Raw genomic sequence first — 12,899 nt, 5'->3', positions numbered from 1 at the left:
GGGCCCCGGGCGTGCGCCGCCCGGGGCCCTGCCACGTCCGTCGGTCCTACGGGGTGAGGCCGCGCTGCTGGAGCCAGGTCTCCGGGTCGACCGGGGCGCCGCCGCCGGGGCGGACCTCCAGGTGCAGGTGCGGGCCGGTGACGTTGCCGGTCGCGCCGACCTTGCCGATCTGCTGGCCGGCGGTGACCTTGCCGGAGCCCTTGATGATCGAGGAGAGGTGGCAGTACCAGATCTCGGTGCCGTCGGGCAGGGTCTCGACGATCCGGTAGCCGTACGAGCCGGACCAGCCGGCCGAGGTGACGGTGCCCTGGCCGACGGCGTAGACCGCGGTGCCGGTGTCGGCCGCGAAGTCCAGGCCGGTGTGCAGGTGGGCCCAGTAGCGGGCGCTCTGGCCGTAGTGGGCGGAGAGGTCGTAGTCCTTCACCGGCAGGGTGAGGGCGGCGGCCTTGGCCCGCTCGGCCTCCTCGGCGGCACGCTTGGCCTCCGCCTCCTTGGCGGCGGCCTTGGCCTCGGCCTCCTGGGCGGCCTGGACCCGGGCGCCCTCCTCGGCAGCGGTGCGCTGGCTGTCGGCCTGCTGCTGGATCCGGGCGGCGAGCGCGAGGCCGGGGTCGGCGGCCAGGGCGACCGTCTCGTCCGGGGCCTCGACGGCGGGCGCGGCGGCCGGGGTCGCGGAGGCGAAGCCGGTGGCGCCCAGGGTGGCGGCGACGGCGGTGACGCCGAGCAGCGGGGAGGCGCCGCGGGTCTGACGCGGCATCCGGTGGCGGTTGGCCTCGGCCTCCGGGGCGAACGGCTCGGCCGGTCCGGCGGACCCGCCGTCGCGGGGCTCGGCACCGTGCGGGCCGGGGTGGTCGAGGAGCCGGGTACCGGCTGCGGGGCCGGCCGGGTGTGCCGGGGTGTGCGTCGACGCCACGGAGGCGCGCTCCTTTCCTTCCTTCGCGCCTACCGGGTTAGCTGACGGGTTCGGAGCAGGAAGGTCTCCTACGGCCGGGCCGGAGCCCCGCCGATTCACCCCAAGGAACGTGGTTCCCCGGCTCCCTGACCTGCCCGGAGGCCGGTCGGTGGGATTAGGCGACGGCGCACGGTGCCGTCTGGGTACGGCATTGACGACCGCGCTGCGTTATCAGACGTTAATCCTAGGACGCTCCGATTCCAAGCCATCCGCTCGGGGCCGCTGGGGAACAGGTGATCGGACGTCAACGAACGACCCCTCAGCCACCCGGTCCATCTGAGTACTCCTACTCATGTGCGACCCGGCCGCCCCGCCGCATCCTGGCGCCATGAGCACACCGATGCAGTCACGGACCACGGCCGCGTACTTCGTCCAGGCCGTCCTCTCCTTCGCCCTCTCCGGCACCGCCCTCGCCGCCGGGATCGCCTACCTGCCGGTCGGCGGCTGGACCCGGGCCTTCCTCGGGATCGGCCTCCTCTACACCGTCACCTCCTCGTTCACGCTGGCCAAGGTGGTCCGGGACCGGCAGGAGTCCTCGGACACCGTCGCCCGGGTCGACCAGGCCCGGCTGGAGAAACTGCTCAGCGAGCACGACCCCTTCCGGGTCGAGGGGGCGTGAACGGAAGAGCGCCCCCGGTACCGGCCGGACGCTTGACGGCTAAGGCTATTAGCCTTAGCTTTATGGCTACAGGCAGAAACGAGCGAGTCGGCGGAGGCCACCATGAACGGCACCAGCACCCCGAGCACCCAGTACCTCGACGTCCCCGGCGGCCGCCTCGCCTACGACGACACCCGGCAGGGCGACGGCACCCCCGTCGTCCTCCTCCCCGGAATGCTCGACTCCCGCCGCGCCTACCGGCACCTGCACCCGCTGCTCACCGCCGCCGGCCACCGGGTCGTCACCATGGACCTGCGCGGCTTCGGCGACTCCTCGATCGTCTGGGACGACTACGGCCCCGCCGCCGTCGCCACCGACGTCCTCGCCCTGCTCGACCACCTCGGCATCGAACGGGCCGTCCTGGTCGGGCAGTCCTACACCGGGGCGACGGTCGTCAAGGTCGCCGGCGACGCACCCCAGCGGGTCGCCGGGATCGCCCTGATCGACGCCTTCGTCGAACACCGGGCCAACGCCCTCATGCAGGGCGTCATGGTCGTCATGGGCGCCGCCATGGTCCGGTGGCCCGGCGTCTGGGGCTTCTACCTGCGCAAGATGGCCTACCCCGGCCCCCGCCCCGCCGACCTCGACGGCTACGTCGACGGACTCGTCGCCGCCCTGCGCACCCCCGGCCGGCGGACCGCCACCCGCGGCCACGTCACCGGCGACTCCGCACCCGTCGGCTGGTGCGCGGCCGTCCGCTGCCCGGCCCTCGTCCTCATGGGCAGCAAGGACCCCGACTTCCCGAAGCCCGAGGCCGTCGCCGACCTCCAGGCCGAGAAGCTCGGCGCCCGCAAGGTGATGATCGAAGGGTCCGGGCACTACCCGATGGCCGACAACCCGCAGGCCGTCGCCGACGCCCTGCTGCCCTTCCTCGCCGAACTCGCCTGAACCCCCGCCCGTACGGAGAAACGAAGCCATGCCCCGCGTAGGACTGACCCCCGACCAGGTCGTCGACCACGCCCTCGCCCTCATCGACGACCAGGGCGGTGAAGCCCTCACCCTCGCCTCCGTCGCCACCCGGGCCGGCGTCGCCACCCCCTCGCTGTACAAGCACGTCAGCGGCGGACTCGGCGAACTACGGCGCCTCATCGCCGTCCGGGTCACCGAGGAGCTCGCCGACCGGCTCGCGGACGCCGCCGTCGGCCGCAGCGGGGACGACGCCGTCACCGCCGTCCTACGCGCCTACCAGGCCTACGCCACCGCGCACCCCCACCGCTACGCCGCCCTCCCCCAGGCACCCCAGCCCGACGACGACCTCACCCGCGCCGCCACCCGGCTCGTCGGCGTCATCATCGCCGTCCTCCGCGGCTACGGCCTCGACGGCCCCGAAGCCATCCACGCCGCCCGCACCGTCCGCTCCCTCGCCCACGGCTTCGCCTCCCTCTCCATCGCCGGCGCCTTCCAACTCGCCGAGGACCTCACCACCACCCACGACCGCCTCATCACCACCCTCACCACCGCCCTCCACACCTGGCCCGGCACCGCCACCCCCGCCTGACCACCCCGGGCCCACCCCCACCCGCACAGCACCTGAGCGGCGCAGGAAGTCGGCCCAACCGACTTCTGGTGCGGCGGGGCTGCCGGTCGGCCGACTTCTCGCGACCGCAACCCCGCGAAACCGCACCGCAGAAGCCCACCGGAGCGGAGCCCGGACCGCGCGCAGGAAGTCGGCCCGGCCGACTTCCAGTGGCGCGGGCTGCTGATCGGTCGACCTGAGCGGGCAACGGCCGCCAGCCCATCGACCACCCGCGGGGCCGGAGCAGTGGGGGGGGGGTGGGCCCGGGCCGCCACCAGGCCCCCACCCACCAGCCGCGGGGGCGCGCCGGGGGCCCCCCCCACCCCCCCCCCCCCCCCCGCCCGCGGGGGCGGCGCCCGTCGCCCATCGCCGCCCCCGCCCCCACCCCCCCCCCCAACACCACGTAGGCAGGGGGCCTACCGGGCGACCGGCACACGCACCTCGGGCCACAGAGGAACGCGGCGGCGTCGGCGGGCGCGCCAGAAGTCGGGCGGGCCGAATTCCCGCGCTCGCCGCTCCCACGGAACCCCACCGCAGAAGCCCCCAGGGCAGAGCCTGGGCCACGCACAGGAAGTCGAGCCGGCCGACTTCCAGTGGCGCGAGGCTGCCAGCTGGGCCGGGGAAGCGCACAGGAAGTCGACCTGGCCGACTCCTGGCGAGGCGAGGTTGCCCGCTGGGCCGGCGCGGCCGGGGGAGACTGGCCGACTTCCTGCGCAGCACCACGTAGGCAAGGGGCCTACAGGGCGACCGGCTGCGGGCCTCGGGGGCGGAGAAGCGCTGCGGCATTGGTGGGCGCGCCAGAAGTCGGCCCTACCGACTTCTCGTGCGAGGCCGGTCGAGAAGGAGCCCGGCGGGGACGACCGGGGCAGCCGAAGGGCGCGGCTCTACCGATCGGCAGGATCAGGCGGGCGCCTCGGCGAGGAGGCCGGTCTCTCCCACAGGCGGGGGCTGTGCGCAGGAAGCGGCGGAGGGAGCACGGAGCTGCGGGCTTGCCGGGTGACGGGCAGCCGAGAGGCGGCGGCAAGAAGCGGCGCGCCAGAAGTCGGGCGGGCCGACTTCTGGCGACAGCGGGTTGCCTGGTTGTCGAGCCGCTGGGACGAGGGCATCGCCGTAAGGAACCGCAGCAGTGTCGGCGGCCGGCGCTCAGGTGCGCACCGGAAGTCGGGCGGGCCGACTTCTGGTGCGCGTGGGGCCGGAACGGGCTTGGTGGAGACGGGTGGAGCGCAGCAGTGGGCACCTCGGGGGGAGGAGGGTTGCGGGGCGGCGGGCGGGGGCGGGTGGGAGTGGGAACTGCGCTGAGGGGGGTGGGAGGGGAGGGGTTAGTGTGGCCGGGCTGACTGGTGGTCACGACAGGGGACCGCCCACGCCTTCGCGGAGGTTCCGGGTGCCCGCACTGATAGCGAGGGTGCGGCGGTGGTACGGCCGGGTGCTGGACGGGGACGTCCGGGCCGGGCGGGTGGCGCTGGGGGTGCTGCTCGGGGTGACGGTGGTGCTGGGGGTGCTGCCGGTCCTGTTGCCGTACGGGTGGCCGCCGTCGGCGCTGGTGCTGCCGGTGGTGGGTGGCGGGCTGGTGCTGCGGCGCGGGCAGTTGCGGGTGCTGGTGTGCGCGGCGCTGGCGGGCGGTCTGCTGGGGGCGGTGGTGCAGGATCCGCACGGGGTGCGGCTGGGGGTGACGCTGGTGGTGGCGGCGACGGGGGCGACGGTGCTGACCGCGAACCGGTTCCGGGACCGGCTGGGACTGCGCGGCACCCAGGGCGATTCGATGCTGCTGGAGCTGGCGGAGCACAACCGGGCCCTGGCCCGGCTGCCGGAGCGGCTGCTGGACTGGCACTTCGACAGTGCGCTGGCCCCGGCGGGCGGCACGTCGTTCTCCGGGGACTTCCTGCTGTGCGCCCACCGGCCGGAGGAGGACCTGCTGGAGCTGGTCCTGGTGGACGTGTCGGGCAAGGGCAGTCGGGCGGCGGCCCGGTCGACGCACCTGTCGGGGGCGTTCGCGATGCTGCTGGGCCGGGTGCCGCCGGAGGCGTTCCTGCCGGCGGCCAACGACCACCTGGTGCGGATGGGCTGGGAGGACGACTTCGCCACGGCCGTGCACCTGGCGCTGCACCCGGCGACGGGCCGCTACCGCCTGTTCAACGCGGGCCATCCGCCGCCCGTGCGGTTCTGCCGCCGGTCGGGCTGGGTGCCGTCGGAGCACGGCGGTCCGGCGCTGGGGCTGGTGCCGGGGGCGCCGTACCCGGGGGCGTCGGGGCGGCTGGCGTACGGGGATTCGCTGCTGCTGTTCAGCGACGGCCTGGTGGAGGTGCCGGGCCGGGACCTGGACGAGGGGGTGGGCCGGCTGTTGGCGGCGGCCGAGCCGGAGGTGCGCACCAACCCGCCGCAGCGGCAGGCGGTCCGGGGGGCGGCGGGCCGGCTGGTGGAGGCGGTGGCACAGGACGTCGCGGACGACCGGACCCTGGTCCTGGTGCGGCGGCTGAGAGCGACCGCGGACCACGGAAATGGGGTATGAAGATTTGGTGTCCTCTCCCGTTCGTAGTCCGATGCGCTGCGTGCGCCTGCTGCTCGGCTGCACCAGCGCCGCCGAGCTGCTCGGCACCGTCCTCGCCGAGGGCCCGAACTGGATCACCGGCGAGGGCTCCGCGCTGTACCTGCTGGACCCCGCCGGGATGCTCCGGCTGACCGCCTCGCACGGGCTGCCGGACTGGGCGCACGAGCGCTACGGCCTGGTCGACCCGGCCGGCGAGCTGCCCGCCGCGATGGCGCTGCGGCTGCGCCGCCCGTACCTGCTCAGCCCGGAGCACACCAGCGTCGACTACCCGAACCGGAACGCCGGCATGGGCACCGGGATGGTCGCCGTGGTCAGCCTGCCGCTGGTGGTGGACGAGCGGCCGATCGGCGTGCTGGCCCTCGCCCTGGCGCACCGGGGCACCGTCCCGGGGCGCGACCTGGACGTGCTGGAGACGATCGCCGGGGCCTGCGCCCACCGGCTGCACCACCTGCTGGACCACGTCCTCGACCACACCGGCGACCGCACCGGAAACCGCACCGCGGAGCGGCCCCCGACCGCCCCGACCGCCCCGGACGCCGCCCTGGCCCACCCGCTGCTGTCGCTCGCGGTGCGGGCCGCCGGGCACGGCGCCTTCGAGCGCGACCTGGTCACCGGGGAGAGCTACTGGGACGCGGCCGCCTTCGCGGTGGCCGGCCGGCCCGTCGACCCGGACGGGACCGCCCCGGAGCTGGAGCGGATCGTCCACCCCGAGGACCTGCCGGACGTCCAGGCGGCCCTGGCGGAGGCGCTGGCGAGCGGGGGCCGCTACCGGATCGGCTACCGGATGCTGCGCCGGGGCGGGAAAGTCGCGCGGGTCGAGGAGTCCGGCGAGGTGATGCTGGACGTGCACGGCCGCCCGGTGCGCATGGCCGGGCTGATCGCCGACGTGGAGCACCGCCGGGCGCGGGACGCCGAGCCGCCGCACGACCCGGCCGGGGCCCGGACGGCGCTGCTGCTGTCGCTGACCCGGGCGCTGTCCCGGGCGGTGACCGTCCGGGACGTCACCGCCGCCGTCACCGACGTGGCCCGGCCGGCGCTCGGCGCCGCCAGCATCGTGCTGGACCTGGTGGACGAGGGCCGGCTGCTGCCGGTCTCGCACACCGTGTACGGCGGACCGCGCCGGGCCGAGCTGACCCGGCTGGCGGACCTCTCCGAGCAGGTGATGCAGCACTCGCTGGCCCGCTCGGCCCCGCTGTTCAGCCAGCCCGGTGGCGGGCCGGTGCGGCCGGACGCCCCGGCCGCCTGGGCGGTGCTGCCGCTGGTCGCCTCCGGCCGGCAGGTCGGCTCCTGCCTGATCACCTTCGCCACCGAGCGCGCGTTCGGCCGCGCGGACCGCACCCTGTACTCGACCTTCGCCGGCATCCTCGCGCAGTCCCTGGAGCGGGCCCGGCTGTACGACACCCACCACCACCGGGCCGGTGAACTCCAGCGCGCGATGCTCCCGCGCACCCTGCCCCGGCTGCCGGGGATCGCCAGCGCCGCCCGCTACCTGCCGAGCACCGAGGGCATGCAGATCGGCGGCGACTGGTACGACCTGCTGAAACTGCCGGACGGCCGGATCGGGCTGGTCATCGGCGACGTGCAGGGCCACAACGCCGAGGCGACCGCCGTGATGGGCCAGCTGCGCAGCGGCCTGCGGGCGTACGCCACGGACGGGCACGACCCGGCGGCGACCCTGGCCCGGACCAGCCGGCTGCTGTCCGAGCTGGACACCGAGCTGTTCGCGACCTGCCTCTACCTGACCCTGGACCCGGCCGACGGCAGCCTGACCGCGGCCCGGGCCGGCCACCCGGCACCGGTACGGATCGCCGCCGACGCCACGGCCGTCGAGCTGGAGCTGCCGGGCGGCCCGCCGCTGGGCGTGGACCCGGGGCAGCCGTACCCGCTGGCCACCGGCCGGCTGGCGGGCGGCGAGACCCTGCTGGTCTACACGGACGGGCTGGTCGAGGACCGGGAGGAGGACTACGACGAGTCGGTGCACCGGATGATCGGCGGGCTGGAGCTGTGGGCCCGGCAGACCGGCCCGGAGCGGATCGGCGCGGCCCCCGCGCTGGAGCGGCTGGCCGACCTGCTCACCCTGAACGTGACCGAGCGCCGCTCCCGGCCGGACGACGTGGCGCTGCTGCTCCTGCACCGGATGCCGTCCGAGGCCTGACGCCCGAAGCCCGGCACCCGAGGCCCGGCACCTGACGGCGCGCGCTCCTGCACCTGATGACGCCGGTTCGGCGACACCGTGCACACGGGCCCCACACATCACGGGACGCGAACCGGCCACCACGCGCCACATCGAGGGGGGTCGAAAGACCCTGGACGAACGATCGGACGGCTTGTCAGGGCCCCGCGATCGCGGTCGAACGACGCGGGAACGGCGGCGTATTGACTCGATATTGACGAGATCCAGTCACATGGCGAGATCCGTTCACACCTTCGTAGGATCATCGCCCTAGAATTCGCGGCGTGACGATGACTCAGTGGTGCGCAACGGCTACCGGCGTGCTCGCCGTCCTCGCCCTCGTGGCCGCCGCGCGGTACCGCGCCGTGTCCGTCACCCAGCGCGGCCGGGCCGACCGGCTGGCGGGCGAGCTCGCCCGGCTCCAGGAGCAGCTGGCCGCCGAACTCTCCCGCCGGGGCGCCGACCTGGCCGCCGTCCAGCAGGAGCAGGAGCTCACCGCCTCCAGCCAGCGGGCCTTCCTCAGCGTCGCCCGCCGGATCCTGGTCATGGCCCACGACCAGCAGGCCCTGCTCGACGAGATGGAGCGCACCCACGACGACCCGGCGCTGCTGGAGGGCCTGCTCAAGGCCGACCACGCCGCCGCCCAACAGGCCCGGCTGGCCCAGACCCTGGCCGTGCTGTGCGGCGCCCGGGCCGGGCGGCACTGGCCGGAGCCGGTGTCGCTGGAGGACGTGGTGCGCGGCGCCCAGTCGCGGATCCTGCCGTTCCAGCGGGTGGTCGTCCGCAGCCGGATCGAGACCGCGGTGGTCGGCGCGGCCGCCGAGGCGCTGATCCACGCCATCGCCGAACTGCTGGACAACGCGACCCGCTACTCCCCGCCCAGCACCCAGGTGTTCGTCACCCTGATGCCGGTGCACAACGGCGCGGTCATCGAGATCGACGACGGCGGCGTCGGCATGCCGGAACAGGCCGTCGCCAAGGCCGCCGCCGCCCTCGCCGGGGGCAGCAGCCTGGAGGTCTCCCGGCTCGGCGAGGTGCCCCAGCTGGGGCTGGCCGCCGTCGGCCGGCTCGCCGAGAGCTACGGGTTCCGGGTCACCCTCAGCTCGGCGCCCTCCCCGTACGGCGGTGTGCGCGTGGTCCTGCTGCTGCCGAACGCCCTGCTCACCGAGCCGCTGCCGCCCACCGTGCCCGGACTCGGGCCGGACGACCGGGCGTTCACCCCCGACCCCCGGCCGCTCGCCGGCCCCGACCACCCCGGCGCCGTTCACCCGCTGGTGGAGGCCCCGCCCACCAGCCGGGCCCCGGCGGCCGACACCCCTCCGCCGCTGCCCCGCCGGAGCCACCGGCGCGACCGTGCGAACCGACCCGCCCAGCACGCCGCTCCCCCACCCGCGCCCGAGCCGCCGTACCGCTCGGCCCGGGACGCCCAGGCGTTCATGGCGATGTTCCAGGCCGGGACGGCCAGCGGCCGGTCGGCCGCCCGCACCCGGGCCCAGGGCCCGCCCGGCCCGCACTGAGCCGGCCCGGCCCGCACCGAGCCCGCACCGAGCCCGCTCCCGTCCCGCCCCCCGACCTCCCCCCGACTTCCCCATCGCCCCGGAGAGTTCCATGACCACCACCCCCGATCTCGGCTGGCTGCTCGCCGACATCATCGCCGTCCCCCAGGTCCAGCACGCCGTCGTCGTCTCCAACGACGGTCTGGAGATCGGCCGCAGCGCCGACATCGCCCGGGAGGACGCCGAACGGCTCGCCGCCGCCTGCTCCGGGCTCCAGTCGCTGGCCCGCGGCGTCGCGACGGGCTTCGGCGGCCCCGGCAGCGCCACCCGCCAGATCATCATCGAGTACGGCGGCGGCTACCTGTTCGTCGTCGCCGCCGGGGCCGGCGCCCACCTGGCCGTGGTGACCAGCGAGGCGGTCGACGCCGGGCTGGTCGCGTACCAGATGCAGGTCCTGGTCGAGCGGATCGGCACCCACCTCACCAGCCCGCCGCGCGTCGACCACGCGGCGGGGGGGCACCGGTGAACGGGCCGGTCCGGCCCTACGTCATCACCGGTGGGCGCAGCCGCCCCACCCGCGCCGACCTGGCGATCGAGAGCCTGGTCAGCGCGTTATCAGATCCCCCGGCACTGCCCGAGCACGTCCTGCTCAACCGGGAGCACCGGCGCATCCTCGGGCTCTGCCACAGCCTGCTGTCCGTCGCCGAGGTGGCGGCCCACCTGGGGCTGCCGCTCGGCGTCGTCAAGGTGCTGGTCGGCGACCTCTGGGACCTCGGCGCCGTGCAGGTGCTCCCGCCCGTCCCGCAGGCCGAACGCCTGCCCACAACCCTCCTGGAAGAGGTGCTCGTTGGCCTCCGCCAACTCCGCTGAAGCCCCCGCCGACGTGCCGGCCGGACCGCAGTACCTGCCGTCCTCGGTGCAGGGCGCGGTGAAGATCCTGGTCACCGGCCCGTTCGGGGTCGGCAAGACGACCCTGGTCGGCTCGCTCAGCGAGATCACCCCGCTGCGCACCGAGGAGACCATGACCGCCGCCAGCAGCGGCGTGGACGACCTCACCGGGCGCAGCGGCAAGACCACCACCACGGTCGCGCTGGACTTCGGCCGGATCACGCTCAACTCCCGGCTCGCGCTGTACCTGTTCGGCACGCCCGGGCAGCAGCGCTTCTGGCCGCTGTGGGACGACCTGTCGCGCGGCGCGCTCGGCGCCATCGCGATGGTCGACCTGCGCCGGCCGGACGAGAGCTTCGACGTGCTCGGCCGGCTGGAGGAGCAGCGCATCCCCTTCGCGGTGGCCGTCAACACCTTCCCGGACACGCCGAGTTACCCGGAGGAGGAGCTGCGCTCCGCGCTGGACCTGCTGCCGGAGGTGCCGATCCTGTACTGCGACGCCCGGGACCGGCGGGCCTCCTACGACCTGCTGATCGACTTCGTCGACCACCTGCACCGCAGCTCGCTGCTGGAGCTCCAGCCGTGACCGCCCCCGAGCCCCCGCGGCCCTCCGGCTGCCCGGTCGCGCACGGCACCGGCGGGCCCCACGGCGCCGGCGGCCCGTACGGCACCGGCGGCCCGTACGGCACCGGCGGTCCGTACGGGACCGGAGCTCCGTACGGCGCCCCGCCCGGTGGCGGGCTGCCGGTCGGCGTCCCGCTCACCCCGCTGTACGGGCAGGCCGTCGCCGACGACCCGCACGGCCTGTACGCCCGGCTGCGCGAGCGCTACGGCCCGGTCGCGCCGATCGAGCTGGAGCCCGGGGTGGAGGCCTGGCTCGTCCTCGGCTACGCCGAACTGCTCGAACTCACCCGCAACGAGGCGCTGTTCTCCAAGGACTCGCGGCAGTGGCGGGTGCCCGCCGAGGGCCGGCTGGCCGCCGACTCCCGGCTGCAGCCGATGACCGCCTGGCGGCCCACCCTGCTCAACCTGGACGGCGCCGAGCACCAGCGGCTGCGTGCCGCCGTCTCGGACACCCTGGCCCAGATCGACCACCGGCAGCTGCGCGAGACCACCGAGGCCGCCGCCAACGGCCTGATCGACAGCTGGGGCCCGGACGGCACCGCCGACCTGATCGGCCAGTACGCCCGCGCCCTGCCGCTGCTGGTCTCCACCCAGCTGGTCGGCCTGCCCACCGGCAGCGGACCCCGGATGATCGAGCTGATCAGCCACTTCGTCGACAGCGGGCCCGAATCGGTGCGCGCCGCCGGGGAGTTCCAGAACACCCTGGTCGAACTGGTCCGGCAGCGCCGCACCGCCCCCAGCGCCGACCTCACCTCCTGGCTGCTCGCCCACCCGGCCGCGCTGACCGACGAGGAGGCGGTGCACCACCTGGTGGTGATGATGGTCGCTGGCAACGAGACCTGCATCAACTGGATCGGCAACACCCTGCGGCTGCTGCTCACCGACCGCCGCTTCCGGGCCACCCTGACCGGCGGGCGGCTGACCGTCTCCGACGCGCTGGAGGAGGTGCTCTGGCGCGACCCGCCGACCCAGAACTTCCCCGGCCGCTGGGCCACCGGCGACACCGTCCTCGGCGGCCAGTACGTCAACAAGGGCGACATGCTGGTGCTCGGCCTGGCCGCGGCCAACGCCGACCCGGCCGCCCAGGGCACCTCCTCGGCCGCCCAGGGCTCGCTCGGCGGCAACCGGGCCCACCTCGCCTGGGGCGCGGGCCGGCACGTCTGTCCGGCCCAGCACCCGGCCCGGATCATCGTCGAGACCGCGATCGAGACCCTGCTGCACCGCCTTCCCGATCTCCAACTTGCCGTACCCGCAGGCGAGTTGACCTGGCGTCCGTCTCCGTGGTCACGGGCCCTGGTCGCCCTCCCGGTGCTCTACAGCGCCTTCACCCCGCCCCGCCCGCCAGCCCCCGAAAGGCCCGCATGGACACCGCCGACGACCCCCGCGGCCCCCGCCCCGAGCCCGTCCGACCCGAGCCCGTCCGGCTCGACCCCTTCGGACGCGACCAGCACGGCGAGAACGCCCGGCTCCGGGCAGCCGGCCCGGCCGTCCTGGTGGAGCTCCCTGGCGGGGTGGTGGTCTGGGCGGTAACCCACCACGACACCCTCCAGGCGCTGCTGGCCGACCCCCGGGTCGGCAAGAACCCCCAGCTGTGGACCCTCTTCCGGGAGGGCCGGCTGCCGTACGGCTGGCCGCTGCTCAACTTCGTCACGGTGCCCGGCATGATCACCGCCGACGGCGAGGACCACAAGCGGCTGCGCGGGCTGGTCAGCCAGGCCTTCACCCCGCGCCGAACAGCCGCGCTGGCCCCCGCGATCGAGGCCCGGACCGTCGCGCTGCTCGACGGGATCGCCGCGCTGGAGGGCGAGTTCGACCTGCGCGAGCACTTCGCCTACCCGCTGCCGATGCAGGTGATCGGCGAACTCCTCGGTCTCGCGGCGGAACAGCAGGACGAACTGCACCACCTCTCCGACACCCTGGTCTCCAGCTCGGCCACCCCCGAGGCGGCGCTCGCCGCCCAGCGGGACCTCAACGCCCTGCTGGCCTCGGTGGTCGCCGCCCAACGGGCCCCACCCGCGGGCGCCCACACCCCCGCCCGCGATTCCCG

General features: G+C 75.2%; 11 protein-coding genes, 1 pseudogene and 1 riboswitch. Of the genes and pseudogenes, 11 read left to right on the top strand and 1 reads right to left on the bottom strand.

The window, feature by feature from the left end:
• Positions 1-46: 46 nt before the first annotated feature.
• The gene (locus ACFWXO_RS38715; protein WP_380530210.1) at positions 47-910 is read right to left on the bottom strand and encodes a M23 family metallopeptidase; all 864 of its coding nucleotides are present in this window, start codon (positions 908-910) and stop codon (positions 47-49) included.
• Positions 911-922: 12 nt separating this feature from the next.
• Positions 923-1,081, bottom strand: a riboswitch (cyclic di-AMP (ydaO/yuaA leader).
• 196 nt (positions 1,082-1,277) lie between these two features.
• Here ACFWXO_RS38715 and ACFWXO_RS38710 point away from each other — a divergent pair.
• The 11 genes and pseudogenes from ACFWXO_RS38710 to ACFWXO_RS38660 form a co-directional block, all read left to right on the top strand.
• Complete coding sequence (locus ACFWXO_RS38710) at positions 1,278-1,568, top strand: YiaA/YiaB family inner membrane protein (RefSeq protein WP_375892903.1); 291 nt, start codon at positions 1,278-1,280, stop codon at positions 1,566-1,568.
• 102 nt (positions 1,569-1,670) lie between these two features.
• Entirely contained in the window at positions 1,671-2,495 is an 825-nt protein-coding gene (locus ACFWXO_RS38705; protein WP_380408015.1) for an alpha/beta fold hydrolase, read from the top strand.
• Positions 2,496-2,523: 28 nt separating this feature from the next.
• Entirely contained in the window at positions 2,524-3,105 is a 582-nt protein-coding gene (locus tag ACFWXO_RS38700; protein WP_375892899.1) for a TetR/AcrR family transcriptional regulator, read from the top strand.
• A gap of 1,402 nt (positions 3,106-4,507) precedes the next feature.
• Positions 4,508-5,632 (top strand): PP2C family protein-serine/threonine phosphatase, encoded by a 1,125-nt coding sequence (locus ACFWXO_RS38695; protein ID WP_380530205.1) that lies wholly within the window; start codon positions 4,508-4,510, stop codon positions 5,630-5,632.
• Positions 5,633-5,639: 7 nt separating this feature from the next.
• Positions 5,640-7,826: a SpoIIE family protein phosphatase gene (locus ACFWXO_RS38690; protein ID WP_380530202.1), complete on the top strand. Its 2,187-nt coding sequence runs from the start codon at positions 5,640-5,642 to the stop codon at positions 7,824-7,826.
• Positions 7,827-8,134: 308 nt separating this feature from the next.
• Positions 8,135-9,361: a sensor histidine kinase gene (locus tag ACFWXO_RS38685; protein WP_380530241.1), complete on the top strand. Its 1,227-nt coding sequence runs from the start codon at positions 8,135-8,137 to the stop codon at positions 9,359-9,361.
• Between the two features lie 91 nt (positions 9,362-9,452).
• Entirely contained in the window at positions 9,453-9,866 is a 414-nt protein-coding gene (locus tag ACFWXO_RS38680; protein WP_375892893.1) for a roadblock/LC7 domain-containing protein, read from the top strand.
• On the top strand, positions 9,863-10,210 hold the full coding sequence (locus ACFWXO_RS38675) for a DUF742 domain-containing protein (RefSeq protein WP_375892891.1): 348 nt from the start codon (positions 9,863-9,865) through the stop codon (positions 10,208-10,210). Before ACFWXO_RS38680 ends, ACFWXO_RS38675 begins: the two co-directional genes overlap by 4 nt.
• Positions 10,188-10,814, top strand: a complete 627-nt coding sequence (locus tag ACFWXO_RS38670) for an ATP/GTP-binding protein (RefSeq protein ID WP_380408005.1) — start codon at positions 10,188-10,190, stop codon at positions 10,812-10,814. The genes ACFWXO_RS38675 and ACFWXO_RS38670 overlap by 23 nt, the downstream gene beginning before the upstream one ends.
• Entirely contained in the window at positions 10,811-12,382 is a 1,572-nt protein-coding gene (locus ACFWXO_RS38665; RefSeq protein WP_380530197.1) for a cytochrome P450, read from the top strand. The genes ACFWXO_RS38670 and ACFWXO_RS38665 overlap by 4 nt, the downstream gene beginning before the upstream one ends.
• Positions 12,367-12,899 (top strand): annotated as a pseudogene (locus tag ACFWXO_RS38660) (cytochrome P450); the annotation flags it as partial. The gene ACFWXO_RS38665 and the pseudogene ACFWXO_RS38660, both read left to right, overlap by 16 nt.

Origin of the sequence: Kitasatospora sp. NPDC059088, assembly GCF_042738155.1 — a bacterium.
Taxonomy (GTDB): Bacteria; Actinomycetota; Actinomycetes; order Streptomycetales; family Streptomycetaceae; genus Kitasatospora.
This window is presented reverse-complemented; position numbering and strand designations above follow the sequence as displayed.